This is a genomic window from Flavobacterium laiguense (assembly GCF_003097655.1).
Lineage (GTDB): Bacteria > Bacteroidota > Bacteroidia > Flavobacteriales > Flavobacteriaceae > Flavobacterium > Flavobacterium laiguense.
This window is the reverse complement of record NZ_QCZH01000006.1, coordinates 70,142-97,138: the sequence shown is the minus strand read 5'-3', so window position 1 is coordinate 97,138 and position 26,997 is coordinate 70,142. Positions and strand designations below refer to the sequence as shown.

The 26,997-nt window shown below is 33.8% G+C and carries 25 protein-coding genes; 14 read left to right on the top strand and 11 right to left on the bottom strand.

The window, feature by feature from the left end; translation table 11 throughout:
• Positions 1-10: 10 nt before the first annotated feature.
• The 4 genes from DB891_RS07865 to purB all read right to left on the bottom strand — a co-directional run bounded on the left by DB891_RS07865 (position 11) and on the right by purB (position 5,692).
• Positions 11-2,242, bottom strand: a complete 2,232-nt coding sequence (locus tag DB891_RS07865) for a cation:proton antiporter domain-containing protein (RefSeq protein ID WP_116762287.1) — start codon at positions 2,240-2,242, stop codon at positions 11-13.
• 201 nt (positions 2,243-2,443) lie between these two features.
• Complete coding sequence (locus DB891_RS07860) at positions 2,444-2,989, bottom strand: DUF4276 family protein (RefSeq protein ID WP_116762285.1); 546 nt, start codon at positions 2,987-2,989, stop codon at positions 2,444-2,446.
• Positions 2,990-2,994: 5 nt separating this feature from the next.
• A complete protein-coding gene (locus DB891_RS07855) occupies positions 2,995-4,206 on the bottom strand; it encodes an AAA family ATPase (protein ID WP_116762284.1) in 1,212 nt (403 codons plus the stop codon).
• 139 nt (positions 4,207-4,345) lie between these two features.
• Positions 4,346-5,692 carry an adenylosuccinate lyase gene (gene purB / locus DB891_RS07850; protein WP_116762282.1) on the bottom strand — a complete coding sequence of 449 codons (1,347 nt, stop codon included), beginning with the start codon at positions 5,690-5,692 and terminating at the stop codon, positions 4,346-4,348.
• Between the two features lie 235 nt (positions 5,693-5,927).
• Here purB and DB891_RS07845 point away from each other — a divergent pair, with 235 nt between their 5' ends.
• The 9 genes from DB891_RS07845 (at position 5,928) to DB891_RS07805 (ending at position 15,149) form a co-directional block, all read left to right on the top strand.
• Complete coding sequence (locus tag DB891_RS07845) at positions 5,928-6,824, top strand: MerR family transcriptional regulator (protein WP_116762280.1); 897 nt, start codon at positions 5,928-5,930, stop codon at positions 6,822-6,824.
• A 36-nt stretch (positions 6,825-6,860) separates the two neighbouring features.
• On the top strand, positions 6,861-8,330 hold the full coding sequence (locus DB891_RS07840; protein WP_116762278.1) for a phytoene desaturase family protein: 1,470 nt from the start codon (positions 6,861-6,863) through the stop codon (positions 8,328-8,330).
• A 2-nt stretch (positions 8,331-8,332) separates the two neighbouring features.
• Positions 8,333-9,172, top strand: coding sequence for a phytoene/squalene synthase family protein (locus tag DB891_RS07835; protein WP_116762276.1), 840 nt, complete (start codon positions 8,333-8,335; stop codon positions 9,170-9,172).
• Between the two features lie 151 nt (positions 9,173-9,323).
• Positions 9,324-10,316, top strand: a complete 993-nt coding sequence (locus tag DB891_RS07830) for an SDR family NAD(P)-dependent oxidoreductase (RefSeq protein WP_223256072.1) — start codon at positions 9,324-9,326, stop codon at positions 10,314-10,316.
• A gap of 17 nt (positions 10,317-10,333) precedes the next feature.
• Positions 10,334-12,046 carry an alginate export family protein gene (locus tag DB891_RS07825; RefSeq protein ID WP_124019503.1) on the top strand — a complete coding sequence of 571 codons (1,713 nt, stop codon included), beginning with the start codon at positions 10,334-10,336 and terminating at the stop codon, positions 12,044-12,046.
• A 96-nt stretch (positions 12,047-12,142) separates the two neighbouring features.
• A complete protein-coding gene (locus DB891_RS07820) occupies positions 12,143-12,583 on the top strand; it encodes a sterol desaturase family protein (protein ID WP_116762272.1) in 441 nt (146 codons plus the stop codon).
• Positions 12,531-13,274 carry a lycopene cyclase domain-containing protein gene (locus tag DB891_RS07815; protein ID WP_317045994.1) on the top strand — a complete coding sequence of 248 codons (744 nt, stop codon included), beginning with the start codon at positions 12,531-12,533 and terminating at the stop codon, positions 13,272-13,274. Before DB891_RS07820 ends, DB891_RS07815 begins: the two co-directional genes overlap by 53 nt.
• Positions 13,261-13,743: an SRPBCC family protein gene (locus DB891_RS07810; protein ID WP_116762268.1), complete on the top strand. Its 483-nt coding sequence runs from the start codon at positions 13,261-13,263 to the stop codon at positions 13,741-13,743. Before DB891_RS07815 ends, DB891_RS07810 begins: the two co-directional genes overlap by 14 nt.
• A gap of 110 nt (positions 13,744-13,853) precedes the next feature.
• A complete protein-coding gene (locus DB891_RS07805) occupies positions 13,854-15,149 on the top strand; it encodes a cryptochrome/photolyase family protein (RefSeq protein ID WP_116762266.1) in 1,296 nt (431 codons plus the stop codon).
• Here DB891_RS07805 and DB891_RS07800 read toward each other — a convergent pair whose 3' ends face one another.
• The 4 genes from DB891_RS07800 to DB891_RS07785 are packed head-to-tail and all read right to left on the bottom strand — an operon-like array spanning position 15,150 to position 19,240.
• Entirely contained in the window at positions 15,150-16,568 is a 1,419-nt protein-coding gene (locus DB891_RS07800; RefSeq protein WP_116762264.1) for an SDR family oxidoreductase, read from the bottom strand.
• Between the two features lie 4 nt (positions 16,569-16,572).
• Positions 16,573-17,256 (bottom strand): SDR family NAD(P)-dependent oxidoreductase, encoded by a 684-nt coding sequence (locus tag DB891_RS07795; RefSeq protein ID WP_116762262.1) that lies wholly within the window; start codon positions 17,254-17,256, stop codon positions 16,573-16,575.
• A gap of 17 nt (positions 17,257-17,273) precedes the next feature.
• Complete coding sequence (locus DB891_RS07790) at positions 17,274-18,581, bottom strand: ABC1 kinase family protein (protein ID WP_116762260.1); 1,308 nt, start codon at positions 18,579-18,581, stop codon at positions 17,274-17,276.
• Complete coding sequence (locus tag DB891_RS07785) at positions 18,581-19,240, bottom strand: TetR family transcriptional regulator C-terminal domain-containing protein (RefSeq protein WP_116762258.1); 660 nt, start codon at positions 19,238-19,240, stop codon at positions 18,581-18,583. Before DB891_RS07785 ends, DB891_RS07790 begins: the two co-directional genes overlap by 1 nt.
• Before the next feature lie 426 nt (positions 19,241-19,666).
• On the opposite strand from DB891_RS07785, the gene DB891_RS07780 reads away from it, so the two are divergent.
• On the top strand, positions 19,667-20,578 hold the full coding sequence (locus tag DB891_RS07780) for a TIGR01777 family oxidoreductase (RefSeq protein ID WP_116762256.1): 912 nt from the start codon (positions 19,667-19,669) through the stop codon (positions 20,576-20,578).
• Positions 20,579-20,651: 73 nt separating this feature from the next.
• On the opposite strand, the gene DB891_RS07775 is transcribed toward DB891_RS07780, so the two are convergent.
• From DB891_RS07775 to rmuC, 3 genes are all read right to left on the bottom strand, one after another.
• The gene (locus tag DB891_RS07775) at positions 20,652-21,191 is read right to left on the bottom strand and encodes a YceI family protein (RefSeq protein ID WP_116762254.1); all 540 of its coding nucleotides are present in this window, start codon (positions 21,189-21,191) and stop codon (positions 20,652-20,654) included.
• Between the two features lie 287 nt (positions 21,192-21,478).
• On the bottom strand, positions 21,479-22,033 hold the full coding sequence (locus tag DB891_RS07770; protein ID WP_116762252.1) for an acyl-CoA thioesterase: 555 nt from the start codon (positions 22,031-22,033) through the stop codon (positions 21,479-21,481).
• Between the two features lie 29 nt (positions 22,034-22,062).
• Positions 22,063-23,433, bottom strand: coding sequence for a DNA recombination protein RmuC (rmuC, locus tag DB891_RS07765; RefSeq protein WP_116762250.1), 1,371 nt, complete (start codon positions 23,431-23,433; stop codon positions 22,063-22,065).
• Between the two features lie 183 nt (positions 23,434-23,616).
• Here rmuC and DB891_RS07760 point away from each other — a divergent pair, with 183 nt between their 5' ends.
• The 4 genes from DB891_RS07760 to DB891_RS07745 all read left to right on the top strand — a co-directional run bounded on the left by DB891_RS07760 (position 23,617) and on the right by DB891_RS07745 (position 26,950).
• Positions 23,617-24,480, top strand: a complete 864-nt coding sequence (locus DB891_RS07760; RefSeq protein ID WP_116762248.1) for a protease complex subunit PrcB family protein — start codon at positions 23,617-23,619, stop codon at positions 24,478-24,480.
• 96 nt (positions 24,481-24,576) lie between these two features.
• Positions 24,577-24,900 (top strand): hypothetical protein, encoded by a 324-nt coding sequence (locus tag DB891_RS07755; RefSeq protein ID WP_116762246.1) that lies wholly within the window; start codon positions 24,577-24,579, stop codon positions 24,898-24,900.
• Positions 24,901-24,918: 18 nt separating this feature from the next.
• Positions 24,919-25,464 (top strand): RNA polymerase sigma factor, encoded by a 546-nt coding sequence (locus DB891_RS07750; RefSeq protein ID WP_116762244.1) that lies wholly within the window; start codon positions 24,919-24,921, stop codon positions 25,462-25,464.
• Between the two features lie 19 nt (positions 25,465-25,483).
• Positions 25,484-26,950 carry a hypothetical protein gene (locus tag DB891_RS07745; RefSeq protein ID WP_116762242.1) on the top strand — a complete coding sequence of 489 codons (1,467 nt, stop codon included), beginning with the start codon at positions 25,484-25,486 and terminating at the stop codon, positions 26,948-26,950.
• The last annotated feature ends 47 nt before the right edge of the window (positions 26,951-26,997 follow it).

Below are 26,997 nucleotides of genomic sequence, written 5' to 3'. Positions count from 1 at the left end.
TGAGGTTTGTTTAATCATGAACCAATTCTCCTAATAATTTTCGGTCACCTACAATCCATAAGATATCATCTTTTTCTAAAATAACATATGACTCTGGATTTAAGATACGGTTTCCTCTTTTTTCGATACCGACAATCAATCCTTTTGTTCTTTCCCTTAATTTAGATTCTTTAATGCTTTTTCCTAAAAAGGTGTGATTTTTTAATTCGATTTGACGTAAAACAATATCAGGTTCTATAATTTCTGGGGAAATATCCGTTTCATGTTGGTCTAAATATTTTTTGAATTCTTGCACTTGGGCATCTGTACCAATAACGCAGATCTCGTCTCCTGGAAAAAGACGCTCCCTGGCAGTTGGAATATGAATCGTAATGTCGCCTCTTTTGATCGAAGCGATATTGATACCCATTTGTTCTCTAATTTGTAGTTTTTGCAATGTTTTTCCAGCAATGTTCGATTCAGCTGCAACATCAAAGTAAGCCATGTGCCCGTCCCAAGGAGATAAATCACTTCTGCTTCTTCGGGCTTTAGTAATTTCTCTTTCGTTTAAATTGGACAAGAAATGATTCTCGATTTTATGGTATTGCGCATTGAGTTTCTTTTGAAAAACAAAATAAAGAACCGTTGCAATTATGAAAGCGATAAATGCAATACGTGGAGAAAAAAAGATATTCAGTAAAAAACCAATAAAGAAAGCAGAGAGCAGAATTCGGAACAAAAACAACATGGCCATCGGACCACGGGATTTTCGTTCTTCTAGTAAAATAGTTACTTCATTTACCGCTACTCTTCGCAGAGAGAGTGCCCATAAAAAGGGTGATAAAATGGCTACTGTGATCAAAGCTCCCATGGCATTCCCAAAATGATATTGTTTTACCAAAGGCAAAATATAAGTTGAAGACAGTAGAATAACGGCTATAATAATTACGCATAGTACGGTTACTTGTATTAAATAGGCGTGAAGAACAGTTTGCCAATTGCTAACGGTTTTTATGGCTTGCGTATTGGCACTATAGCGTTCGATTCGTTTGGTCCATTTTCGGGGTAATTTTTTAGATAAATACTCTGAAAAAGGCCCCGAAAGGGTAATCATAAAAGGAGTGGTAAATGTGGTTACCGCCGAAACCGCCACGACAATTGGGTAAAGAAAAGAACTAGTGACATTTAGCGTCATACCTAATGTGGCAATAATAAAAGAGAATTCCCCAATTTGAGACAAACTCATCCCGGTTCGTATGGATTCTTTTAGGGGTTGTCCAGAAAGTAATGCGCCGGTAGTAGAACTTATGGATTGTCCAAAAATAGTAACAAAAGATAAAATTAAGACCGGAATAGCATGTTCAAACAATGCGTCTGGATCGATTAACATCCCTACCGATACAAAGAAGACGGCCCCAAATAAATCTTTGACCGGTTTTATTAAATGTTCGATGTGTTCTGCTTGGGTAGTTTCGGCAATGATAGATCCCATGATAAAAGCACCCAGCGCAGGCGAAAACCCAACATTTGATGCTAGCATTACCATCATCAAACACAAAGCAAGTGAGATGATAAGCAGCATCTCATCAGAGAGTAAATGTTTTGTTTTTTTCAGAACAGTAGGGATAATAAATATTCCCGCCAAAAACCAAAGCACCAGAAAAAAAAACAATTTAAAAATCGATTGTAATAAGACACTACCCGAAAACTGATCGCTAACGGCTATAGTCGATAATAAAACCATCATCAATATGGCAATAATATCCTGTACGATGAGGGACCCAATAACGTTTCCGGCAAATTTTTGGGCTTTTACCCCAAGCTCATCAAATGTTTTGAGTATAATGGTGGTCGATGAAATAGAGAGCATAACTCCCAAAAAGATACTGTCCATAGTAGACCATTCCATCCATTGCCCCACCATATATCCCAAAATGGTCATAGTTGTAATTTGAGTAATCGCGGTGACAGATGCTGTTCCGCCCACTTTCATTAATTTTTTGAAACTGAATTCGAGTCCAAGGCTAAACAATAAAATGATAATCCCAATTTCAGCCCAAACTTCAACGCTTTTCATATCCGTTACAGACGGAAAAAAATTAAAATGGTTTCCAGCCAAAAATCCTGCGATTAAATAGCCTAAAACTAATGGTTGCTTTAACTTTTTGAAAATCAAAACCGCAATTCCAGCCGTCATTAGAATTAATCCTAAATCGGTTATTAAAGGTTCTAGATGTTGTGTTGTTTCAGTTATTGCACTCATAATATTTTCATTTTTAGGAGCTATTTACTTCGTCAGTTCGCTTCGCTCGTGTCAGTTTTTTTTTCTAGAAGCTTTCTCCCGAAGCTTTGAGACAGTTTGGGCTAATTTACGAAAATGATTTGGGTTTTAGGTAGGAATGACAGGTTCGGAAATAAATTCCACAAAAAAAAAGCTGTCGATTAAGACAGCTTTTAGAAGGATTTATGATGTTAAAGCTTTATCTAAAGTTTTGATAAATCGCTTGAAATATTCACAATTTAAGGTTTTTTCAAAATCGATTAATTTAAAAATATCTGCATTATGAGATTCACTGTATTTTTTGGATGCTTTTTTTAAATATTCTTTTGGGTTTTCAATTTTCATAACGTTTTCAACTTCTTCTAATTTCGAACCATATTTTGTATTGAAAGTTGTTATATCGGTTAATATTAATGCTTCGATTTCGTATATATGCAACAAAGGAATTCCTTTGTTGTCAACGATATTATTTGAGTCTTTAAAGTATTTTTTTCTCTCGTCTTTTTTAGCCGAGGAGTCTAAATCTCTGATGAATATTACAAGATTAGGTTTTTTGTCTTTGTACTCGAGTTCTAAAAGCCTTTTGGTTTTACCGCTGTCTAATTGGGACCCATTAATTCTGTCAAGCATAAATACGAATTCATATTTGTTTCTTGAATATCTTTTTTCTAATAAATTTTTTATCGATTGTGTATCGTTTGGGGCTTCTCCTACTAAACCTATTTTCATAAAGATTATTTTTCTAAATCGGAATAAAGCCAATAGTCACTTAAGAAATCTTCTTTTATATATGCCTTTGCTTTAATGATTTCTGTTTCATCTAAATGTTTTAATTTTGTGCCATCCTTTGAATTAGTAGCATACGCAATTATTATTCGATTAAGTTCATTTTCATTAATTGAATCTAAGGCTTGTGGTGAATGGGTAGTTATTATTATTTGTTTATGTTCTGATTCTTCTTTTAAAAACTCCATTAATTTATGAAATTGATGAGGATGAATACCTAATTCAGGTTCTTCTATTAGAATAATTCTACTTATTTCGGATTCATTTGCCCATCCTTTGTTAGCAGGTCTTTTATTTGTGTTTTCTTTATTTTCAAATACCTCGGAGATTATATAAAACAATCTCTTTGTTCCGTCAGAAAGATTAGAAAATGGTAGCCAACTTCCATCTACTTTAAATTCTAAGAAAAAATTATTTATTGTATAATTTTCTTTGTCTTCTGTTATAAAAATATTGTAATTATCACTAAATCTAATATCTTCAATTGGAGAATATTTGTTTAGAATGTATTTTATTGCTTCTGTTTTTTTTAGGATTGGATTAAAAGATTTTTTGATAAAATCAATATCAAATAAACCGGAGGGGTTTATGGAGCTGGAAGCAAAATCTGAAAAAAGGATGTCGAATAAAAAACATCTAGTGAAATAGGGATTGGATATATCCATAACACCATTCATCAATTCATTAGAAAACCCACCGTCAATACTAAGTTTGAATGAAAATGGCTTGTCAACAATCGAATACTCTTTTGGTATGCCGTGACATAAAAAAGTAGTGTCAAATATTATTTTATTTTCTTTAAGTTTTTCGAAAAAAGAGGTTTCATTTGATATATTGATAGTTTTATGTGATATTTTTAAAACGGATTCAACCTCATTTCCAAAATTTGCGGGGTCTAACAATTTATTGATGTTTATAAAATTATTAGATTCAATAGTAATGTCTGCTCCGTTTTTAAATTTTAGAGTAGAAGAAAAGTTATTAAGTCCTTTATATTCTAGTGACAACGTTTTGTTGAGAAATTCCAAAAAATTAGTTTTTCCAGCAGCATTCTTACCAATAATTATATTCAGCCCTTTTTGGAATTGAATAGTAATATTGTTTATCGATTTATAACCAGAAAGAGTTACTTCTTTTAAAAAAAGTTTAGAATTTTCCATAAATTTTAAATATGACTGTAAATATACACTACGAAATTTAATTATTTAATTTTTGTGTAAAAAAGAGCCTTAAAATTAAATGTCAAAAAATAATATTTCTGACATTTAATTTTAAGGCATTAAAGAAATACTTCGCTTTTTAAATTCCCAAGAAATTACTTGGAGTAATCTGCATTAATTCGGCTTTGATTTCATCCGAAACATCAAGGGTTGCTATAAAACCGTGAATCGCATTTTTATCAATGGCTTCGTTGGTTCTGGTTAAACCTTTCAAGGCTTCATAAGGATTTGGATACGCTTCACGTCTTAAAATCGTTTGAATCGCCTCGGCTACAACCGCCCAGTTTTTCTCTAAATCTTCGTGAAATTTAGGTTCGTTCAATAACAGTTTGTTCAATCCTTTCAATGTAGCTTCAAAAGCAATTAAAGTGTGTCCCATTGGAACTCCAATATTCCTTAAAACGGTACTGTCCGTCAAATCACGTTGTAATCTTGATAACGGTAATTTAGCCGAAAGGTGTTCAAAAATAGCGTTGGCTATTCCTAAGTTTCCTTCAGAGTTTTCAAAATCAATAGGGTTTACTTTGTGTGGCATAGCCGATGAACCAATTTCTCCCGCTTTTATTTTTTGTTTGAAATATTCCATTGAAACATACGTCCAAATGTCACGGTCCAAATCAATAATGATAGTGTTGATTCTTTTTAAAGCATCAAAGAATGCAGCAAAATGATCGTAATGCTCTATTTGAGTAGTAGGGAAGGAGTGGTGCAATCCCAAGTTGTCTTCTACAAATTTACTTCCAAATTGTTTCCAATCAATTTGAGGATAGGCTACATGGTGTGCGTTGTAGTTTCCGGTAGCGCCACCAAATTTTGCAGCAAACGGAATGTTAAACAACAAGCGCATTTGTTCTTCTAGACGTTCTACAAAAACTCCTATTTCCTTGCCCAAACGAGTTGGAGAAGCTGGTTGTCCGTGTGTACGCGCAAGCATTGGAATGTCCCTCCATTCTTGACTCAAATCTTTTAATTTGGAGGTCAAAGTAATTAAGGAAGGCATGTATACTTTCTCGAAAGCTTCTTTTGTAGAAAGTGGAATCGCAGTATTGTTGATGTCTTGAGAAGTTAAACCAAAGTGAATGAACTCTTTGTATTCAGATAATCCCAATTTTTCAAAAGCATCCTTGATAAAGTACTCAACCGCTTTTACATCGTGGTTGGTCACTTTCTCGGTTTCTTTGATCCAAAGGGCGTCTTCGGTAGTGAAGTTTTTATAAATCGCACGTAAACTTTCAAATAAATCGGAGTTGACGTTTTTTAATTGCGGCAAAGGAACTTCGCACAAAGCAATAAAATATTCAATTTCAACTAATACACGGTATTTGATTAAAGCTTCTTCAGAGAAAAAAGGAGCCAGAGACATTGTCTTATTTCTATATCGTCCGTCAATTGGAGATATAGCATTCAATTCGTTTAAAGTAGTCATTTTTTTGTTGTTTTTTCGAAAGGCACAAATATAAAGAGAATTTAGGGATTAAGGGTCAGAAATATATGGTTTGACGAAGAAATTAGTGATATAAAAGGTGGTTATTCAATGTAATTGGAGAAATTGAATAAAACAAAAGAATAATTGATTTTCAGTGATTTGAAAACACAGGAGACGATTTCTTTTGAACCAATTTAAAATATAAGTATATTTGTTTAATAAATTTACAATATATATGAACAGTGTAAAAAATATTTTCAGCATTAAAGATCTTGAAAATCTTTCTGGGATAAAAGCACATACTATTAGAATTTGGGAAAAAAGATATAATGTTTTACAACCTATGCGTACAGATACGAACATACGTTTGTATTCGTTGTCAAGCCTTCAAAAGCTTTTGAATATTGCTTTATTACATGATTACGGATATAAAATTTCAAAAATTTCAACCTTTTCTGAAGAAAAATTAGTTGAAATGATTCGAGATATTATTTCAAAGAAAAATGCCAAAAATCACGCTGTGAATGCGTTTAAGATGGCTATGATGAATTTTGACCAAGAACTTTTCACCAATACATACAATTGGTTGCTTGAAGATAGAACTTTTAAGGAGGTGTTTCATCAAGTGTTTATCCCATTGATGGAGGAAATTGGTTTGTTGTGGCAAACCGACACGATATCTCCTGCTCATGAACATTTTATTAGCTGTTTGATAATAAAAAAGATACTATTTAATACTGAAGAAGTTGCAAATGAAAAGCCTATAAACACGGATAAAGTATTTGTTCTTTCTTTGCCTCTTAATGAAATCCATGAATTAGGATTAATGTATTTGCATTATGAAATTGTATTAAAAGGGTATAAAGTCATTTATTTAGGCGAGAACATGCCAGTTGAAAATTTAAAAGATTTAAAAAAGCATTTTAATTCAATTGTATTTTTGTCTTATTTTACTATACAACCCGAAAGGAATAGCATCAATGAATATGTTCAGATTATGAGCTCTGAATTGTCAGGGGATGGTTCCGAAGTCTGGCTTATTGGTAGAATGACTGAGTATATTGATCAAGGTGCAATTGTGAGTGATGTTAAAGTTTTTAGTTCTATTTCAGATTTGGTTGGAAACATTTAATTTTTTGTTCAATCTTTTTGTATATTTGCTAAACAAATGAAAAAAACAATTTCAATAATAGGTTCTGGATTTTCGGCAATGGCCGCAGCATGCTATTTGGCAAAAAACGGTCATGAAGTAACAATCTATGAAAAAAATGCATCAATAGGAGGAAGGGCTAGGCAATTGAAAGCCGAAGGTTTTACTTTTGACATGGGGCCTAGTTGGTATTGGATGCCTGATGTTTTTGAACGTTTTTTTGCTGATTTCGGTAAAAAAACAACCGATTATTACGAGCTTATAAAACTTTCTCCTGCTTATAGAGTCTATTATGGAGTCGATGATTTTATTGCAATAGCAGATAATTTGCCGCAAATCGTGGCTGATTTTGAAACTATCGAGAAAGGAAGCGGTAAAATCTTAAATGAATTTATGTATGAAGCCAAAACCAATTATGACATAGCAATCAAAGAATTGGTCTATCGTCCGGGCGTTTCTCCATTAGAATTGGTAACTTTACATACTGCAAAAAAAATAGAGCAGTTTTTTAGCAACATTAGTAAAGACATAAGAAAGAAATTCAAAAACGAACGGTTAATTCATATACTTGAATTCCCTGTTTTGTTTCTAGGTGCAAAACCATCTGATACCCCTTCTTTTTATAGTTTTATGAATTATGCTGATTTTGGTCTAGGTACTTGGCATCCTAAAACGGGAATGTTTGATGTGATACGAGCTATAGAAAGTTTGGCAAGAGAACTAGGTGTAACTTTTGTAACCAATGCCAATATTGAAAAAATTAATGTTGAAAATAAAACAGCCCGATCAATTATGGTCAATGGGAAATCAATCCCATCCGATATCATTTTAAGTGGTGCCGATTATCAACATACAGAAACATTATTAGACACAACATACCGAGCCTATTCTGAAAAATATTGGGAAAGTAGAGTTTTTGCTCCTTCCTCTTTATTGTTTTACATTGGTTTCAATAAAAAAATAAAAAACATTTCACATCATGCTTTGTTTTTTGACGTTGATTTTGAGCAGCATACCAAAGCTATTTATGACGAACCACAATGGCCAAAGGATCCTTTGTTTTATGCTAATTTTCCATCGTTGACTGATAAAACTGCCGCTCCTGATGGCATGGAATCTGGTTTTTTCCTTGTTCCATTGGCTCCTGGAATTAATGACACAGAGGAAGTAAGGAATGAATATTTTGATAAAATAATAGAGCGTTTTGAGAATTTAACTCAGCAAGAAGTTAAAAGCAGTATTGTTTTTAAACAGTCTTTTTGTAAAAACGATTTTGTTTCTGAGTACAATTCATACAAAGGGAATGCTTATGGAATGGCAAATACACTATTGCAGACTGCCTTTTTGAGACCAAAATTAAAAAGTAAAAAGGTGGAGAATTTATATTTTACGGGACAATTAACCGTTCCTGGTCCAGGAGTTCCTCCCGCATTAATTTCAGGAAAATTGGTCTCGGAATTAATAGATAAACAACTTTTAAATCAATAGTCATGAAGCAATTGTTTGATGATGTGTCCTTTAAGTGCAGTAAATTGGTCACCAAGAATTACAGTACTTCGTTTTCTATGGCGGTTTACATGTTGGCGCCCAGCATTCGTGATGCCATTTACAGCATCTACGGATTTGTGCGTTTTGCCGATGAAATTGTAGATTCTTTTCATGGTTATGACAAAGAAAATCTAATCAATGACTTTGAATCCGAGTATTACAAAGCCATGAAATCGGGAATCAGTTTGAACCCAATTTTGAATTCCTTCCAACAAACGGTTAAAGAATACAACATAACCGATGAGATGATTCAGTCGTTTCTCAAAAGTATGAAACTCGATTTAATCAAGTCCGATTATCACAGCAAAGAGGAATACAACGAGTACATTTACGGTTCTGCCGATGTAGTTGGATTGATGTGTCTTAAAGTATTTGTAAAAGGTGATGATGAAAAATTCTATTTACTAAAAGACCAAGCGATGCGATTGGGTTCGGCTTTCCAAAAAGTAAATTTTCTGCGTGATTTAAAGGATGATAATTTACTGTTGAACCGTAATTATTTTCCAGGAGTCGATTTAAAATCTTTTGATGAAAAATCAAAAAAAGCAATAATCGAGGAAATCGAGGAAGATTTTAGAATTGCCTATCAAGGAATCGTAAGATTGCCTTTGGAAGCAAAATTTGGCGTTTACACAGCTTATGTTTATTACAAAAAATTGCTCAAAAAACTGGCGCACACACCATCTAACGAAATTGGAAATACAAGAATTCGGGTTTCCAATTATTCCAAAGCAGGATTATTGGCTCAATCGTTCGTATCTTACAAGCTGAAATTGGTATAACACACAGTGATTAATTAAAAGTTATTAGTAAGTATTTGATAATCAAAGAATTCAATAGCTTAAAGCAGTAAAAAAATGATTAAGATTGTTTTTTTGATAACTTTATGTATAAAAGAGTTACAATAAAAAATTAATGTAAATAACAAAGCGTATGAAAACACGATTGACCAAAAAAAAAGTCTTAATAGCTGTTTTATTAGTTGCTATGATTCAAATTAGCGAAAAAGTTATTGCTCAAGAGAATAGGGAATTAAAAAAAAATGACATTACACCTATCGACTCAACTTATTATTCAAAAGACCGACTCAAGGGGCGAGTTTTCGTAGTAACTGGAGGCGCAAGAGGAATAGGAAGAGCCGCCGCTATTCGAGCTTCTCGTGAAGGAGCAATAGTGGTTATTGGTGATTGGCTGGCACCACAAGGTGAAGCAACGGCTCAGTATATTCGTAAAGAAGGTGGCAAAGCACTTTTTGTAAAAACAGATATTCGAAGTACGGAGGATTGTAATAATCTTATTATCCAAGCTATTAACAAATACGGAAAAATAGATATTGCTTTATTAAATGCAGGGGTAATGGATGGTACTTTCTCTGGTGATTCTTTCGACTACGACAAGCAAAAAGATTTGCTTCCTACAGCAGTTGATGCAGCTTCTGATGAGTATTGGGATTATGTAATGGATGTAAACGCTACAGGAACCTTTAAGACCATGCGTGCAGTAACCAAACAATTCCTTAAGCAAGGAAATGGAGGTGCAATAGTAACAGTAGGATCTATTGCAGGACTAACTGGATTAGCAGGTAATCCTGCTTATGTGGCAAGTAAACACGCAGTAAATGGATTAACGCGAAGCGCAGCTATTGATTATGCTCCTTACGGAATTCGCGTAAACTCAGTGAACATGGCAGCTACAGCCACGCCAATGACGGATAAAGCATTCGAATTTGTAAAAGAGGTAAAAAAACGAGGAATTAAAGGTATGGGTGGAGCTAAAACGGAGAGCTTACTGATGATGAATGATACCAAGCATCGTATGGCAACGGTCTGGGAACAAGCATCAGTAATACTATTTCTTCTTTCTGACGAAGCATCTAATTTGACGGGAGCACTTTACCCTACTGATGGTGGATGGACAGCTTATTAATAGCAAAAACTAGGATGATGAAAATAAATAAAATAGTTATTCTCTTGCTATTTATGTTAACTGTCCAAAACGTTTTTGCTCAAGTAAGCAGTGCGTTTTATGAAGGAGAACGAATTACCAATGTAATTTACGTTTTTAAAAATAAATTAACCGACTCAATAGCACAAAAAAATCTAGAACAGGAAGTGAAACGAGCATTCCCCATTTTTCCACAAACGACTGTTCGTAATCTACTCCTTGATGGATATACTAATAAAGTATACAAATTAGAGCAAGTATCCGAGGCACAATATGAAGTGCTTCCTTCGCAATTGGGAGGTATAAATATTACTTTAACGGTAGTTATAAGTGAAAAGGCAAAAGGGAAAAAGGAGAAAAGTGGTGCGTTAATAGGAGAAAAGGATTTTCCAATTCTTTATCAAGACAATAAATCATTGCTCACCACTAAATTTGCCATGGCGCAAATGTTGTATTCCAACAATAATTCATGGTATGCAAGAGAAGATGCCATGCTTAACGGCAACCCTTTAGCACAAAATCCCGCTGGAGAAGGTTACACAGGTTGGATAGAAGGTTGGGTTTCAGGTGGACTTTATGGAATCACGACCCTTTCGACAAAACGGAGTGTATACCTCTATGGTGGTGCAAGTTACATTATGAGTGCTTCAGCAGGAAGAGAACTTTTTACAGATGAATCAAGGGCATACGGCGCTTTTGATGATGCCTTTCTTGGATTTGTAGGAACAACCAGTTATCCATCTGGTAATAGGTTTACCTACAACCTTTCAATGGGCAGACAACAATTTTCGGTGGGAAAAGGGTTTATAATTAGAAACACTGCTGCAAATGGAGACAACCGTGGAGCTTTACAACTCAATCCACGATGGGCAGCGGATTATCTCGGACTGGCATCAATACGTTATAACAACTTTCTGTTGCAGGTCTTTCAACTTGATCCTGATGAGCTAGACATTGTAGATTCAAAAACTGTTATCCGCGGATTTAACGCTGAATTGGGTGATGGCTATTCCAATCAAATTGGTTTTATGATGCTAGGCGTTCCGCAATCCTCCTTCAAGTATTACACTCCATCAGGTGAGGTATTGGGACGAGAAGGGCTGCAACTTTTTAATTTACGATATTATACCAATAAACCCCCGGATGTTCCAGGGCTATTCTACAAAGGAGAAATTGCCTATGAACGGAATAGTAATTTTGATATGAAGTCCTTTGCAGGTTACTCAGAAATAGGCTGGAGTTTTGCCAAAAGCAAAGGTGCTCCTGCTCTTCGCTATCGGTATGCGTTTTTCTCGGGTGATGACCCAGATACTGAAACCTACGAACGATGGGATCCATTACTCACGGGAGGCAATGGCGAAGAATGGGTAATTGGTGCCAACCATTTCAAAGTGGTACAAAATAGTAATATGAATGTTCATCAGTTACAAGCTAATATTCGTCCTTGGCAAAGAATAGAATTAGTTCCTCAGGCAATGTATATGTATGCAGTTGCCAATAATAATATAGGAGGAAATCCTGCTTTGGGGTATTTGCCTAAAAAGGAATATGGTAGTGAGTTCAATATAACCGTAAAGTATTTTCGCTCCAGACATTGGTACTGGCACGGACACCTGGCATATACAATACCCGGTTTGGGTGTAAAAGAGGCACTCAGTAATACAACTAAACCTTGGTTTAGTGCAATGTTATTTTTTAGGTATGCGCTTTAATTTACTTTGTAATAGTTACTACATAAATGAGATTCAAGGCTAATGGCTAAAAGCTACTTCCCAATCACTCAAATAATTTAATTCAATAAAAAGAATATGGTTTCCTTTTTGATTTTTTTAGGTGTTTTTTTATTCATGGAATGTGTCACATGGCTTACGCATAAATACATTATGCATGGACTCATGTGGTATTTTCATGCGGATCATCATCAGCCAAAATATGAGCATACATTCGAACGAAATGATATATTCTTTCTGATTTTTGCCACACCCAGTATTGTGCTTTTTTATTTTGGCGTGCAAGACGGAATGAATTATTTGTTTTTCATCGCCCTAGGAATCACAACCTATGGTTTTTGCTATTTTATGATTCACGACGTATTGATTCACCAACGTTTTAAATGGTTCAAAAACACCAAAAACAAATATTTAGTTGGCTTGCGTAAGGCCCACAAAGTGCATCATAAACATTTGAGAAAAGAGCATGGTGAGTGTTTCGGAATGTTGTTTGTGCCTTTTAAATATTATAAAATTTAGTATGTCACTATATCTTATTTTAAACATTGCTTCTTTCATTATTCCTTTTTTGTATAGTTTCGAAAAAAGAATGAAATTTAGTAACCGTTGGAAAATCGTTTTTCCTTCTTTGATTATTACGGCACTATTTTTTATCGTTTGGGATATTATTTTTACAAAAATAGGTGTGTGGAGTTTTAACCCAAGGTATCATTCTGGAATAAATTTTTTTGGTTTGCCAATAGAAGAGTGGCTTTTCTTTATTTGCATCCCTTATGCCAGTATATTTATTCATTTTTCTTTTCAGTATTTCTTGCCGAATGTGGCTTTGAGTGGTACTGTCGTAAAAAGGATTTATTGGTTTTTGATGATTCTCGTTGTTCCAGTAACTATATTGAATTTTGATAAATGGTACACTTTTGTCAATTTCAGTATGTTTATTTTAGTTTTAACGATAGCCGTTTTTAAGTTTCCTGTGATTTTAAAAACTTATTTCCTCACTTTTTTAATCATTTTGATTCCGTTTTTACTCGTAAATGGAATTCTCACCGGTAGTTTTATAGAAGAGCCAGTTGTTTTTTATAATAATAACGAGAATTTAGGCATTCGATTGGGAACAATACCTGTCGAAGATGTTGGTTATGCTTTTACAATGCTGTTGATGAGTTTAGTTTTGATGAAAATAATGGAAAGAAAAAATGAAAGTATATAAAAAAGAAACAGTTCAACACATCAATGCGACTTTAGATGAATGTTGGGCTTTTTTCTCCAGTCCAGGAAATTTGCAGAAAATAACACCCAAAACCATGGGTTTCGAAATCACCGATTTTGACAACCAATCGATGTATGCGGGGCAAATCATTCAATACAAAATTTCGCCTTTTTTGGGATTAAAATTGAATTGGGTCACCGAAATTACCAAAGTCAAAGACAAAGCCTATTTTATAGACGAACAACGTTTTGGGCCTTATAGTTTTTGGCACCACAAACATTTTTTTGAAGCAACTCCAACCGGTGTGAAAATGACTGACATAGTGCATTATGCTTTGCCTTTAGGGATTTTGGGGCGAATTGTGAATGCTTTAATCGTTAAAAAACAACTGAAAGAAATTTTTGATTACCGTTGTGTAAAAGTCGATCAAATTTTTAATAAAGAAGGTTCTAAGTTACTAAGATTCTGAGCTGCTAAGATTTTAGAAAAGGAAAATAATAATTTTGAAACAAGAATTAATCACAAGATTACAGAAGCTTAGCATCTCAGTTACTTAGATTCTTAGAAACTTTAAAAAAAATGACAAAACAGGAAGTATCTATTTTTTGGTTCCGACGCGATTTGCGTCTAGACGATAATGTAGCGTTGTATCATGCTTTGCATTCCAAATATCCTGTGATTCCTTTGTTTATTTTCGACACGGATATTTTGAATAGTTTGCCAAAAAATGATGCACGCGTTGGTTTTATACATGAATCGCTCCGTAAATTAAACACAAAATTGAATGCCATTGAGAGTTCAATTTTAATTAAAAAAGGAACAACAACTGAAGTTTGGAAATCTCTTTTTGAAGAGTTTGCCGTTTCGGAAGTTTTCTTCAATAAAGATTATGAACCCTATGCTATTAAGAGAGATTTAGCCATTACAGCATTGGCAAAAGAAAATAACGCTCTATGTTTTTCTTTCAAAGACCAAGTGATTTTTGAAGAGTTAGAAATCAGTAAAGCCGATGGATTGCCTTATACTATTTACACGCCTTACAAGAATAAATGGTTGGAAAAATACAAATCAATGGCGCCGCTTCTGGAATACGATGCCGAAAGCTATTTCTCCAATTTTCACAAAAGCAATTTTGATTTTCCCACTTTACAGCAAATAGGTTTCGAGGAAAGTAATATAAAAGTACAGCTTTATAACCTCACACAGATTTCCAATTACGATGAAACTAGAGATTTTCCCGCAATAGACAGCACATCCTATTTGTCACCTCATTTGCGTTTTGGAACGGAAAGCATCCGAAAGTTAGTGAATTGGGCGGTTCATAAAAATGACGTTTTTTTGAGTGAATTGATCTGGAGAGAATTCTTTATGCAAATCCTGTTTAGCTTCCCCAAAGTTGTCAGCCATAATTTCAAATCGGCCTATGATGGGATTCAGTGGCGCAACAATGAGGAAGACTTTAAGCGATGGTGTGCAGGAACTACTGGCTATCCTATGGTCGATGCGGGGATGCGTCAGCTTAATGCGACGGGTTATATGCACAATAGAGTGCGTATGGTGGTTGCGAGTTTTTTATGCAAACATTTACTCATTAATTGGCAGTGGGGCGAAGCCTATTTTGCCGAGAAACTATTGGATTATGATTTGTCTGCTAATGTAGGTAACTGGCAATGGGCAGCAGGAACAGGTTGCGATGCAGCACCTTATTTTAGGGTTTTTAATCCTGATATCCAACTCAAAAAGTTTGACAAAAACGGAATCTACATCCGCAAATGGATACCTGAATTTGATTTGGGTTACGCCAAGCCTATGGTAGAACATGCCTTTGCCAGAGACCGAGCGATTGCTACTTATAAAGCAGGGATTTTAAGATAATTACTGAATCAACCTATTGAGCATTCCATTGAAAATAAATCCGTGAAAAGGCAAGACAGAATACCAATATAATTTACCCCAAATGCCTTTGGGTCTAAAAGTGGCAGATTGATATAATGTGTTCTTGATGATTTTGAATTCGAGCCAGGCTTGACCGGGTAGTTTCATTTCGGCATAGAGAACCAGTTTACCTTCTTTTTTATTGGCATACAAAACCCGCCAAAAGTCTAATGCATCACCGGCGTGGATTTCGCGCTTTTTGGTGCGGCCTCTTCTGGTCCCCACACCACCAAAGAGTTTATCGATAAATCCGCGTAGCCCCCACAGCCAATCCCCATAATACCAACCTGTTTCACCGCCAATTGACCAAATTTGGTTGATGGTAAAAGCTCGGTCTTTGATTTCCATTTTTCTTCGGTCGATAAAACAGTCTTTTTTGGGTACTTTGATGAAGTCTTTCACATTGCCTTTAAATTGTCCGCTTATAATGGAATCTTTCCAACTCGAAGTGATATCATCATTATCGATTTTTACCAAGGCTTTGGATAATGCCATTTCATAAGACATAGGATTGATATTCAAAATCGAATTTATGCTGTTGTCCCGGCAAATGACTTCGACTTTCATACTGCTCACCAATGCCGATGCCAATTTATAGGAAGTTGAGGTTACAAAATACAACCAATAGGAGGATAATTTGGGTGTCATTACGGGTATGGTGTAAATATACCTTTTGAGGTGAATCGCTTTGGCAAAGCCCAAAAGCATTTCTTTGTAGGTGAGAATATCTGGACCACCGATGTCAAAACTTTGATTATAAGTTAATGGGTTTAAAAGTGATTTTGTCAAGAAAGCCAAAACATCAGCAATAGCTATAGGTTGGCATTTAGTATTGAGCCATTTTGGGGTGATCATTATTGGCAACTTTTGAACTAAATCCCGAATAATTTCAAAGGACGCACTTCCGGAGCCTACTATGATACCGGCTCTTAAAGTGGTTGTGGCAAAAGTTCCGGTTTTTAAAACCTCTTCAACTGCTTTTCGGGAAGATAAATGTTTGGAAAGGGATTTGTCGTTTACAATGCCACTTAAATATAGAACCTGTTTTGCGTTTGTTTGATTGATTCGTTCCACAAAATTATGGGCCGAAATACTTTCCAATTCATCATAATTACTGGCCGAACCCGACATGGAGTGCATTAAATAATAAGCGGCATCTATGTCTTGAGGGATGTTTTCTAAAGTTTCTTTTTTTAAGAAATCAACTTCAATGACTTTTATGTTTTTTTCAAATTCTTTAGGACAAGAAAAACGCTGTTTGTCTCTCACACAGCAAATAACTTCATGACCTTGGTTTACCAAAATTGGTAAAAGCCGTTTGCCGATATATCCTGTTGCACCTGTTAAAAGAATTTTCATATCGTTACATTTTAAAACTTACGATGCCATAATCCATTTCAAAAACTTGTCCCGAAATGGATTTGGCATTTTCTGAAATTAAATAATTGGCCATTTCGGCCACTTCATTGGGTTTAAGATAACTTTTCATAGGGTGGCGTTCTACCATATTTTCTTTCATTCGGTCGTTTCGAAGGATATTAGCCGAAAGCGAAGTCTCGGTAATGGTAGGAGCAATTGCATTTATGCGAACCACGGAAGCCAATTCGGCACCGAGTGATTTTACCAATCCTTCGATTCCTGCTTTTGCGGTAGCGATACTGGCGTGAAAAGGCATTCCCAGTTTGGCTGCAACGGTGCTAAACAATACAATTGACGGATTGCTTCCTTTTTTTAAGGCAGGTAAATATTTCTGAATCGCTTTTACAGCTCCAATTACGTTAATTTCAAAATCATTTCTAAAATCGTCCAGATTCAAACTCAGAATAGGTTTTAGTGTAATCGAACCAGGACAATAGATAAGAACATCTACCGCTTCAATCTCGGGTAAATCATCTTCAAGAATTGAAATGGGATAATGAATTAAGTTAGGATGAGTGATGTCTGGTGTGGATCTACTGATGTTGTACACGTTATTGTTTCTCAATTGTTGCAATAGAATAGCATTCCCAATTCCTTTACTTCCGCCAATGATTACTATATTTCGCATGTTTTCTCTCAAATCAATTATTCGTATTTTTTATACTGATTCACCACAATTTTGGCTTTCAAATCAAATAATAGATTGTACAGTCCAAAAAAGGTTCGGTTCATGTAGATAAAATGTTTGGATCCTCTGTTACCATTCATTTTTTTTAAGTTGGTGTCTTTAGAAAAGCGTTCTCCGAGTTGCGCAATATTTCCAAAAAATTCCGGATTCGAAAAATCAAAGGTTTCTTCTTGAAAAGGTTGGGTAAAAAGGGACAGTAAATCATAAAACATTTGGGTGAAATAGACAATCTCTTCTTCAGAATCGTCTGTTCTTAGGATTTCCAGTTCAAAAAGTTTTTCGTTGAACAAATGTGGGTTGTTGAGTATTTTTTGGTCAACCAATTCAAAATATGGAATATAAAAATTATTCGGGATTTTCTTCATACAACCAAAATCCAAAGCCACCAATTGATGGTTATCGTTAACCAAAAAATTACCAGGATGTGGATCGGCATGGACTTTTCTTAAAATATGAATTTGATACATATAAAAATTCCATAACGCTTGCCCCAATTGGTTTCCCAATTTATGGTTTTCGTTTTTGGCAGTAAATTCAGAAAGATGGATTCCAGTCATCCAGTCCATAGTGATGATTTTCTCGGAGGAGAACTCGGGATAATATTCAGGGAAAAGTAAATGTTCTATTTTTTTGCAAGCAGCAACGACTTCCTGGCTTTGTTGAAGTTCCAGGATATAATTGGTTTCTTCAATTAATTTGTCCTCCACTTCTTTAAAATACTTATCGGAGTCTTTTCCTTGCAGATTAAACATTCGTATAGCAATAGGTTTTACTAGAGCTAAATCTGATGAAATACTATTGGCAACGCCAGGATATTGAATTTTTACAGCTAGTTTTTTGCCGTTTTTCACAGCAATATGTACTTGGCCAATACTCGCTGCATTTACAGAATTGGCGTTGAATTCGTCAAAAATTTCATAAGGTGTTTTACCTAAATTAGTTTTAAAAGTTTTTAAAACTAACGGAGCCGAAAGAGGTGGTACGGAAAACTGTGACAACGAAAATTTCTCCACATAGGCCTGTGGTAAGAAACTCTTGTCCATACTCAACATTTGAGCCACTTTGAGAGCACTTCCTTTTAACTTTTTCAGACCATCGTAAATGTCTTCTGCATTATCCTCGTTGAGTTTATCTCGCGTTAAATCTGAATTGACTATTTTTTCGCCATAATATTTCAAATAGTTCACACCTACTTTGGCACCTGTTTGCACTAGTTTTGAGGCTCTTTCGATTTTTGAAGTTGGAATGTAGTCTATCGTTTTCATTATTTGTTGTTTATTTTTTCTTTGAAAATGAATTTTCCAAAATCAATTAAGCTTTCAAGAGGTGTAATATCTATTAATTCGAAAGAAACTTTTACCGATTTTTCGATGTAGATATCCGTTTTCTCAAACGAAGGGGACGCATCTTCCATCCAAAATTTTAGCGTTAATAAAAATTGAATCCAAAATGATTCCGTTAAAACCTTTTCTTGGTATTGTTGTAATTTTTCAATTTTAATCCGGAAATCATCTGTGATTATTTCAGATATGTAATCTTTGAATTTATTTCTAAATTCAGTTAAAAGCATTAGGTTTTTCAGTTGATTTTGATGTTGTTTCAAAGTCATGACTACATAACTTCTATTGGCAGTAATTAATTCAAAGAAAGTAAAATAGAAACTTAACAGTTTAGTTTTCATGTCATAGCTTTCATAATTAACGTCTTTCTGCAAAAGCGCTATTGTTTTGTCAAAAAAGATATTGAATATTTCTTTTTCAATACTTTCAAGAGTACCAAAAAAAGTATAGAATTCGGCTTCTGTAAAATCATTCACTTTTGCAAAATGAAATACAGACTTAGGCTTTTCATTATGTTCTAAAGTATAGTTCATATACATAGACACAATTTGATCTTTGGATAAAGGGGGTTTTTTAGTTGCCATTTATTTGTGAAATTAAGTTGAGTATAAAGATAATGACGTTTAACTTATTACTAATAATGTTGAACAAAATATTAACTTATATTTGTATAGTTATAATTGATGTCAGTTGTTTTTGTTTGCAACGAATGTTGATTTCAATTTATGGCACAATCATTTATACATACAATTATATTGCATGGGAAGAAACAAACTCAATACTAATAGCAAACCATTTTAATGAAAACTGAATTATGTCATTTTCCTTAAAGTTAGTGTGTACGCGCCCAAATAAGCTTTGAGAAACTGATGAAGTAAATAATTTTTATTGATAATTATCTCTTGATTTGAGTCTTAAATTATTGTTGTTTAACTTATTATTAATAAAACTACGGTTAATAGTAACTTATATTTGTAATGTTATAATGAAGCACCCAAATTTATTTGAAGATGAAAAAGAATGTTTTAATAACGGGAGGGACTGGTTTTATTGGGAAGCAATTGACCGAAATGTTGTTGGGAAGGGGTTATTCAGTTTCAATTTTATCTAGAAATAGCAAACCAAATACTGACGCGATTTCCTATTATATTTGGGATGTATCCAGTCAAAAAATAGATGAAGCGGCGGTACTCCATGCGGATTATATTATTCATTTGGCAGGGGAGAATATTGCCGAAAAAAGATGGACTGCCAAAAGGAAGGCTGAAATAATCGATAGCAGGACACAATCGGCTGAACTGATTTATACGGTTTTGAAAAAGCATAATAAAAGTATTGAGGCTTTTGTGTCTGCTTCAGGAATAGGGATTTATGGCGCTTTAAATGGAGAGGGAATTTGTACCGAAAACACGATTCCGGGGAATGATTTTGTTGGAATTACTTGCCAGAAATGGGAAAAAGCAGCCGATTTATTCGCCGATTTAGGCATTCGAACGGTTAAAATTCGAACAGGTTTGGTTTTAGGGAAAAACGAGGGGTTTCTAAAAAAATTAGCACCTATTTTTAAAGCTGGTTTTGGATCGGCATTGGGATCTGGTAAACAATATATGCCCTGGATTCACATATCTGATTTGTGTGCGATTTATCTGGAAGCAATTGAAAACGAAAACATGACTGGTGCGTATAATGCAACCGTAAATGATAGTACTACGAGTTCTTCTTTTTCGAAACTATTGGCAAAAGAGTATGGCTATTTTATTTGGCTGCCCAATGTGCCTGCTTTTGCATTGCGATTGTTAATGGGAGAAATGGCCACTATTGCATTGGCCGGTAGGAGGGTTTCATCGGATAAAATAAAAAGTCTGGGTTTTAGATTTAAGTTTAAAAACTTGAAAAGAGCACTTGTAGATTGTGTCAAGTGATTGATTTTTAATAAATAATTGAAAAGTGATTAGCCATGCTAGAACGTATAGTTAATCACTTTTATCAAATGCTTCATTGTAATATACATTCCACTTCTGTGTTAACCAATTTTGAAACTTTAGCAATCACAATAGAAGGGATTTCAATTTTAAAATCGTCAGAATTCAGTGTAAAATGGGAATTGATTTGGATTCCATCTTTTACCCTTTTTATTTTTGCCAAAACCATAATTGCTTTTGATTCACCATGAATTTCTATTCTGCCTTTTATTTGATAGTCTTTTTCGATTTCATTAATATCTTTCATGTCAAATTTCTCGATAATTCCTTTAAAAATAGCTTTAGAATAGCGATCACTTTCCATATAGTTGGCATTAAAATGCTCTCTCATTAAATCTCTTTTGAATTGAAATTTTTTGATAATGGCCACAAAGGTAATTTGACTTTTTTCTGGGATTAGAACACAACTAACTGCATCATTTCTTGCCTCGACTGCTTCAAAAAATGGAACGGAAGCCTCAAAATGGATCACACATTTTGAAGAGGTCAATTTTTCTTGGGCGTCAATGAAATAGATGTTCAATAGCAGAAATAATAGAGTAATTTTTTTCATAATTTTTCTATTAAAGGGTTATACCAATTGTATTTATTATTGTGTCTAACAATCCCGAAGTTTCGAGACCGTTAGAATCCTGATATAACAAAACAATTCCACAACGCATTGAGCTATATATTCGGTATATATCAGAATCACTCTTAAAGTTACACAATTTTAGCAACATTAATCTTAAAAAACTGCCAAAAAACTGCCTTTAATCAAGGGTTAAATAATTCTTGATTAAAGGCTGTTTTTTTAATGTTGAAAGGATTGAAAAACTTTTCCCGGTTTGTCAATAGTATTTAATTGGAATCCAATTCAAGTTGAACATTGTATTTTGTGAGGGCCGAAAGCGTTTCTTCAGAACTGTAATCAAAGATTTCTTCATGTAGGTCTCGTTCTTTTTTTAAAGCTATTTGTTTCAGGCAATTGCAAAATCGTCGCACGTCATCAAGGTTAGAAAGAATTAAACCGGGAACAGGCATGCTTTTGCCTTGATTATCCTTGGCAACCATTGTGAAATAGGAGGAATTACAATGTTTTATAGTACCAGTTTGAATGTTTTCGGCTTCTACACGAATACCAATAATCATAGAACTTTTTCCAACATAGTTTACAGAGGCTTTCATCGTTACTAATTCGCCCACTTCAATAGGTTTTAAGAAATTGACCGTATCTACCGAAGCCGTTACACAATAATTGCCAGAAAATTTAGAACCACAGGCAAAAGCAACTTGATCGAGAAGTGACAAGATATAGCCACCATGTATTTTTCCGCTAAAATTAGTGTGCGAAGGCAACATTAACTCGGATATGCTAATATGTGATGAGGCAACTGTCTTGAAGGTTTTATCCATTGGTTTTAATTTGGGTTAAAATGGTAATTTTATTTTAAAAGTAAATTTTCATCTGTTTCGGCTCTTTTTAAAATGCTGTCGGGAAGTGCTTTTTTGGCTTTGGCTCCCATTTTTTTTAGTTTTTCAACGCTGATGATTAAATTTCCTTTTCCGTCTACCAGTTTATTCATGGCACCTTGGTACTCTACTTTACTCTCATCTATTTTTTTTCCAATTTTTATTAAATCGGCCACAAAGCCTTCAAATTTATCATACAATGCACCCGCTTGACGTGCTATTTCAAATGCATTTTCCTGTTGTTTTTGATTAGCCCACATACTATCAATGGTTCGTAAAGTTGCCAATAAAGTAGAAGGTGTCACAATAACGATGTTCTTTTCGAATGCTTTGTTGTATAACGAAGTGTCTTCATTGAGCGCTATGGCAAATGCAGGTTCCATTGGGATAAAAAGTAAAACAAAATCGGGACTTTCTATTTGATATAAATCCTGATAGTTTTTATCTCCCAATTGTTCTACGTGGCGTTTTATAGAATTGACGTGTTCTTTTAAATAACCTGTTTTTATTACATCATCGTCTTCGTTAATGTATTTCTCATAAGCAGTTAAAGAAACTTTAGAATCGACAACCATCTTTTTGCCATCGGGTAAGTTGATGACAACGTCAGGAAAAACACGATTACCATCTTCGGTAGTATGGCTTTGTTGCACATCGTATTCACGACCTTTCTCTAATCCCGACTTTTCAAGTACGCGTTCCAGAACCAGTTCGCCCCAGTTTCCTTGCATTTTACTATCGCCTTTTAATGCTTTGGTGAGATTGATCGTTTCCTTACTCATTTGAATATTCATTTCTTTCAAACCAAGTATTTGTTGACGTAAAGCAGCATGGTAATCGATACTTTCTTTGTGTGTGTCTTCGACTTTCTTTTCGAACAATTGAATTTTATCTTGCAGCGGAGACAAGATGTTTTTCATGTTTTCCTTGTTTTGCTCGGTAAATTTATTCGATTTTTCTTCCAATATTTTATTGGCAAGGTTCTCAAATTCTTTGGTGAATTTTTCTTGAAGTTTTTCGACTTCCTCTTTTTGTTCCTTGTTGCGCTCCCAAAGATTTTCAAAATCGACTTCTTTTTTAGAAAGTTGAATGGCTAGACTGTCTTTTTCGTTTCGGATGCTTTCTTTTTCAGAATTGGATACTTCCAGTTGCTTTTCGAAAGTGTTTTTATCCAGTAAAAATTGTTCTTTTTGTTGATTGAATTGAGAATTCAATGCTATTAATTTTTCTTCGAGACTTACTTTTTCTGACTGAAATCGGGCAGAAAATATGAGTTTTCCAATAAAAACACCTATTGTGAGAGCAATAATGAAGACCAATAATAAAGGAAGAATAGTTAACATAAATTTTGCTTTTTTTTAAAAGTAAAAGTACTGATTAATACGTAGTGCTTAATTTTAAAAAATAAAATTTTGCGAATTATTCTAAATCTAATACTAAACGAACAATTTTATTTTTTTTAACATCTCAACGCAACCTTTTTATTAGAAAGTCATCTTTACTATATAACCTAATTTAAATATGATATGAAGAATTTAATTTCAATCTTGTTTGTTGCTTTAAGCTTTTATTCGTGTAATGATATAACTGATGATAACGGGCAAAATTGCGGTAGTATTACCAATGTAGTTTATGAGAGTTTTAGTTATTGTGGTGTTTTGAAAGAAAACCCAAAACAGCCTTCTTTTATAATTGTAAATTCAAATGAAGAAATGCAAAAGTTGTTTACGGCATGCGCAACTTTTGATGTTGCCTTACCTGATTTTACTCAGAAAAGAATATTGGGACTTTTGGCAGGACCAAAACCAACAGGCGGATATTCTATAAAAATTCAATCGGTGGTTGAAGATGATTGTCAAATCATAGTGGAGTATTTTGAAACAACTGGTGGTGATGGTGCGTTGAGTCAGGTGATTACTTACCCTACAGATTATGTGGTACTCCCAAAATCGAGCAAACCTGTTTTCTTTAAGAAAGTTAATAAAATTAATAATTATGCAACTATAGGGACTTATGTTGGTGAGTGTTCAGGGAGTGACTGTCAACAATTTTTTAGAATAGAAAAAGAGAAAGTACTTCGTTATCTAAAAGTGAATTACGGTTCTTATGATTTTAATCAATACAATTATAAAGCATTAGGTTTTAAAGATGATTTTACAGCTTTCCTCTCGAAAATTCCAACTGAAATTGCAGCTTTAAAAGGGCAAACAAAAACATTTGGTTCGCCTGATTCTCATGATCAGGGTGGTATTTATTTTGAATGGAGTCAAGGTGGTGTTATGACTAAAGTATATTTAGATATTGATAATTCAGCAGATCAAACCCAAAACATCATTCTCTTTAAGAAAGTAATTCAAGATAAAATAGCGGAATTAAAAACCAAAGCATAAAGTGTTGAAGTTAGTAAGTTTTTTTTATTATCATAATTTTAAAATAATAAACAGGAACCAAAACGTTAATTCCTGTAAAAAAATAAATAGTAGCATATGAAAAATTTAATTTTTATTCTTTTTGTAATTTTTACATTTTACTCATGTGCTTCTGATGAGGTAGGTTTTAAGCAAATTTCGAAAAAAGTAGTAATGGAAAGTTGGGCGTGGAAAATTTTTATTTTTACCGATGAAGGAGAATTCACGCCAGTTGAGAAAGCTAAAAATAAATTTGATAGTACTACAAAAGTAAATCCTATTTTTGTTGAAGATTTTTTGGAAATTTATAGGAATGATGATTCCTTTTTAAATTATCAAAAAGAAGTATTCAATAATCCAATTGTTTATGCCAATTTTAATTTAACTAAAAGAAAAAAATAACGAGTTTAAACCTATTTCTTGAAAGAAAATATAGAACTATATATTAAAGAGTGTGTCGAAAACGACCGGGAAGCACAACTGAAAATTTATCAGTTGTTTTCTCCTGTTTTATATGGGCTATGTCTTAAATACATGCGAAATGAAGATGATGCCAAAGATGTTTTTCAGGAGGCTTTTGTAATTGCTTTTCAAAAAATAGGGCAATACAAATTTGAAGGAAGTTTTGAAGGCTGGATCAAACGAATTTTTATCAATAAGTTATTGGAAACGATAAAGAAAAAGAAAAAAGATGTTTTGTTTTTGGATGTTTTTGATACAGATGTAATAGAGGAAGAAGAATTAGAATTGGTTCCAATTGAACATGAAAAATTATTAGAATACATTCAGGAATTACCTGATCAATATCGAATGGTTTTTAATTTGTTTATTTTCGAAAAAATGAAGCATAAAGAGATTGCAAAATTACTTCAGATAACAGAAGGCACATCGAAATCTAATTTGAATAGAGCCAAGAGTATTCTGAAAAAAAGAATTTTGGTTGTATTAAATTGTAAAATAGCATAAAAGAAAATAATAACAACGCATGAAAAATAAAGAAGCAAAATCTATTTTTTCTTCATTGGAAAACTTCTCCAGTATTCCGCCTCCCGAGTTATGGGATAAAATAGAAGCGCAACTAGATCAACCTAAAAAGAAGAAACGCGCCATTATTTGGTGGGCTATAGCTGCGAGTTTAGTAGTTGGACTATCTGTTCCAACTATTTTATATTTTAACACTAATCAGGAGAATGGTTTTGAAAGGAATTTAGAAAACAATAACAATAGCAATGTCAATAACAATGTCAATAGCAATGATTATAACGATATCAATACTAAAGGGGATAACAATGATACTGGCAAATTAAATGACAATCGTATTAATTTAAATAACAGCAATCAAATAGCTACAGGAGCTCTTCCAACTCTTTCTTCTAAAACCAAAGATTATAAAGGGTTTAAGAATTTGAAATCAAACAGAAATAATGTGATAAATCAAACGGTTAAGGATGAATCCAAATCAAATGCGATAGTTTCGAATCAAAATTCATCTTCTGACATTTCCGTATCGGAGTTGATAAATGTCAAAGAGACTCAAGTCAATAATTTTGATACCAACAGCAAATCAGTTGGGAGTAAGGATAAAAATGCAATTCTCGGATCGAATGAAAATAAAGGAATTGCCGCAAATACAAGTTCGAAAGATTCTCTAAACAAAATAAAAATGGAGGTTGCCCAATTGGAGAATGTTTTGATAGAATTGGATAAAGACAAGACTGTTAAGAAAAAAGATTCTGAAAACATTGACAAATGGTCGATTCAGGTGTTTGCAGGGGTTATGAGTTCCCAAAATTATAATAATCAAAAAGCGTTAGGAAACGATGTAGCTTCAAAGCAATCTAGTGGTTATGGTGTGAAGACCAATTATAAACTGAACAAAAAATGGAGTGTTAGTTCGGGTTTGAAAATTAATGAACTTGGACAGGAAATAGCTGGGGTTTCCTATTATGAACAACAAAGTTATTCAGGAATTGTAATGGATAAATTACCAGTTGTTGGTAATGATTATCAGTTAATTACGTTAAGCGGAAACTATGATTTAGTGTCTATTTCAAATAATGAAGGGTATTTATTTGCATCAAATTCTAATGCTGACAATGGTTTTGAAAAAGGTGATGTAACTCAAAATTTAAAATATTTCGAAATGCCTTTGGAGGTTTCGTATGCACTATTGAACAAAAAGAAAACCAATATTAGTATGAATACGGGCGGTTTTGTAGGGATGTTAATCTCGAATGACCTTTTATTGAATGGTAATTCGATAGGAGAAAACAAGAATGTAAATCAATATGTTTACGGAACTTTACTGAGTAGTACGTTGCAATATGAATTCTATAAAAAAACCAAATTTTTCATAGAACCAGGAATGAATTATTATATCAATCCATTAGAAAATCAAACTTTCAATCAATTTCAGTGGATGTTTAATGTTGGTTTGAATGTTTCTTTCTAATTTTTTTAAAAACTTTAATCATAAAAAAAATGCTAGATTTTCCTGAG

Coding starts and splice junctions, on each gene's coding strand:
- DB891_RS07830 (WP_223256072.1), top strand. CDS start 9,324: ATGAAAACACGATTGACCAAAAAAAAAGTCTTAATAGCTGTTTTATTA.
- DB891_RS07770 (WP_116762252.1), bottom strand. CDS start 22,033: ATGGATAAAACCTTCAAGACAGTTGCCTCATCACATATTAGCATATCC.
- DB891_RS07860 (WP_116762285.1), bottom strand. CDS start 2,989: ATGAAAATAGGTTTAGTAGGAGAAGCCCCAAACGATACACAATCGATA.
- DB891_RS07755 (WP_116762246.1), top strand. CDS start 24,577: ATGAAAAATTTAATTTTTATTCTTTTTGTAATTTTTACATTTTACTCA.
- DB891_RS07825 (WP_124019503.1), top strand. CDS start 10,334: ATGAAAATAAATAAAATAGTTATTCTCTTGCTATTTATGTTAACTGTC.
- DB891_RS07790 (WP_116762260.1), bottom strand. CDS start 18,581: ATGAAAACGATAGACTACATTCCAACTTCAAAAATCGAAAGAGCCTCA.
- DB891_RS07745 (WP_116762242.1), top strand. CDS start 25,484: ATGAAAAATAAAGAAGCAAAATCTATTTTTTCTTCATTGGAAAACTTC.
- DB891_RS07840 (WP_116762278.1), top strand. CDS start 6,861: ATGAAAAAAACAATTTCAATAATAGGTTCTGGATTTTCGGCAATGGCC.
- DB891_RS07800 (WP_116762264.1), bottom strand. CDS start 16,568: ATGAAAATTCTTTTAACAGGTGCAACAGGATATATCGGCAAACGGCTT.
- DB891_RS07805 (WP_116762266.1), top strand. CDS start 13,854: ATGACAAAACAGGAAGTATCTATTTTTTGGTTCCGACGCGATTTGCGT.
- DB891_RS07855 (WP_116762284.1), bottom strand. CDS start 4,206: ATGGAAAATTCTAAACTTTTTTTAAAAGAAGTAACTCTTTCTGGTTAT.
- DB891_RS07775 (WP_116762254.1), bottom strand. CDS start 21,191: ATGAAAAAAATTACTCTATTATTTCTGCTATTGAACATCTATTTCATT.
- DB891_RS07835 (WP_116762276.1), top strand. CDS start 8,333: ATGAAGCAATTGTTTGATGATGTGTCCTTTAAGTGCAGTAAATTGGTC.
- DB891_RS07760 (WP_116762248.1), top strand. CDS start 23,617: ATGAAGAATTTAATTTCAATCTTGTTTGTTGCTTTAAGCTTTTATTCG.
- DB891_RS07845 (WP_116762280.1), top strand. CDS start 5,928: ATGAACAGTGTAAAAAATATTTTCAGCATTAAAGATCTTGAAAATCTT.
- DB891_RS07795 (WP_116762262.1), bottom strand. CDS start 17,256: ATGCGAAATATAGTAATCATTGGCGGAAGTAAAGGAATTGGGAATGCT.
- DB891_RS07820 (WP_116762272.1), top strand. CDS start 12,143: ATGGTTTCCTTTTTGATTTTTTTAGGTGTTTTTTTATTCATGGAATGT.
- DB891_RS07810 (WP_116762268.1), top strand. CDS start 13,261: ATGAAAGTATATAAAAAAGAAACAGTTCAACACATCAATGCGACTTTA.
- DB891_RS07865 (WP_116762287.1), bottom strand. CDS start 2,242: ATGAGTGCAATAACTGAAACAACACAACATCTAGAACCTTTAATAACC.
- DB891_RS07780 (WP_116762256.1), top strand. CDS start 19,667: ATGAAAAAGAATGTTTTAATAACGGGAGGGACTGGTTTTATTGGGAAG.
- rmuC (WP_116762250.1), bottom strand. CDS start 23,433: ATGTTAACTATTCTTCCTTTATTATTGGTCTTCATTATTGCTCTCACA.
- DB891_RS07785 (WP_116762258.1), bottom strand. CDS start 19,240: ATGGCAACTAAAAAACCCCCTTTATCCAAAGATCAAATTGTGTCTATG.
- purB (WP_116762282.1), bottom strand. CDS start 5,692: ATGACTACTTTAAACGAATTGAATGCTATATCTCCAATTGACGGACGA.
- DB891_RS07815 (WP_317045994.1), top strand. CDS start 12,531: ATGGTGAGTGTTTCGGAATGTTGTTTGTGCCTTTTAAATATTATAAAA.